Origin of the sequence: Parasutterella secunda (assembly GCF_016901835.1) — a bacterium.
In the GTDB taxonomy this organism is placed as follows: domain Bacteria; phylum Pseudomonadota; class Gammaproteobacteria; order Burkholderiales; family Burkholderiaceae_F; genus Aphodousia; species Aphodousia faecavium.
On record NZ_JACJKX010000036.1, the window covers coordinates 1 to 1,806 of the forward strand.

General features: G+C 42.9%; 1 protein-coding gene. It reads right to left on the reverse strand.

Annotated features, from left to right (window positions below; translation table 11 throughout):
- Positions 1 to 27: 27 nt before the first annotated feature.
- Positions 28 to 1,719, reverse strand: coding sequence for an IS1634 family transposase (locus tag H5985_RS09210; protein WP_205051015.1), 1,692 nt, complete (start codon positions 1,717 to 1,719; stop codon positions 28 to 30).
- Positions 1,720 to 1,806 lie beyond the last annotated feature (87 nt).

Here is a 1,806-nt window from a genome sequence, read left to right on the forward strand (position 1 = left end):
CCTAAATTTTCATGAGGTATATCCTAATTAGAGCATTGAAGGCCAAGCTTTAGTGTTCATCGGGATATCAAACAAGGTGAAAATTTCTCTTTGCGTTTTCGTCGGCCGTTTGTAAAACGGCCGATGACCTTCAACATGCACACGCCTTAAACTGGCCACATTCCACAGCAAATCCGTCACGGACTGAACCTTACTTAATTGCCCGCCCTCGACAGACTGCAATTTAGACAGGATAGAGCATCTTAGAATTTGAGCAATGAACTGAATAAACAGTCGTGATTGTAAGTTATGAGTGGAATGCACCCTAATCCGATGCATGTCTTCTTCGTTTTTCAAATCATCAAACCGTTTTTCTATCCCATCTCGTAATTTGTAGGCAAACATGGCTTGTTCAGCGTCCTTAAATTCCGTGCTGTAAATGGCAAAGTATCCCGAATCACTGTTTCTCAATTGTTCGATAGCCTCTAAATTTTCTTTTACTTGAATACCGCGTACCGGCGTGTTTTTGACCGTAAAACATTTTTTTGCCAACTCAATATCGGTCGGACGTTTCAGCTCTTGTCCTGACTTCAACATTTGCTCAATTCGCACCAAGTCCTGCATCAACAGCAGATTGGTTTGCGAGTGATAGAAATCCGTGTAATACAAGTGCAAATAGACACGGTGGCCGTTAATCTTCTTGAGTTTGGTAATCCCTTGAGTTTGATAAACCGAGTCCGGCTCAAATAGCGACAGTGTTGAAGAAGGGGCATTAAAAAGCATTTCTTGACGAGCTTGATCAATTTCGTCTCTGACTTCTTGGAAGCGCCACAGCGGGATACCCATAGTAAATTTGATGTGATTGTCCATCAGGCAAGTGATATTGTCTTGATCAGCAAAGCCTCGATCAAAAACAATGCTGCGAGGCGTATCGTCAAGCTCTTTGAGCAATCGGATCGTATCTTTGATGGTTGTGATATCGGCAATCGCTCCCGGAAGCTGTTCAAACCATAGAGGCAGTCGAGAGTGTTGGCTGACCAACATCAGCAAGTTAATCTGGGGCAAATTCTCCCGATCTCGGTTATATCCTCGACTGACATCGGGAATGCTGTTTTGTGAGTAAGAAGAAACGGAAGTGATATCCAGAGACAATCGATCGTCACGAGGAAATTGTTTCATCCAAGTCTGTTGAAACTTCAAAATTTCCGAGGCCGTGATTTCAACCAGGGTTTTCTCGATCATTCCGAGACTGAAACCGTGTTCCCAGGGCAAGAGCTGATCTTCAAACCAAACGCTCATGCGACTGAGCGGTTGTCGACCGTCGAAAGCGCAATAGTATGCGAGCGATAAAATTCGTTGAGCCAGGTTTTCACCAAAGACTCGCTCGAGCAAAGTATCGAGTTTTAAATTGTGAGCGATGTGTGATAACAATAAATCCAAGCCGGCATTTTTAATTTCGGCATCAACAATTGATTCCTGTCGAACGAGGCAGTCTTGTTTTTGCTCGGCTTCTCTGGATTCGCGCCAAAGCCAGTAGGCATGCTCATATTCAGTGGATTTGAACAGATCGGCATACTCGATGGCTTTTTCATTAAAACGACAATGACCGTTTAGGAATGTACCGATAAAGACTTGTTTTTTATCCTGACGTTTTTTCTCGGGATTCCAGATATTGGTGACGGCGTAAAAATTGAGTGAGTGATCGTTACGTTTACGCTTAGAAAGGTAAGTGCCGGCCATAGAGAATGCCTCTTTTCATTGGATATATAAAGTATATCCTACTTTGAGGCAAAAATCAAGGCATATCCATATGATTTTTAAGAAAAA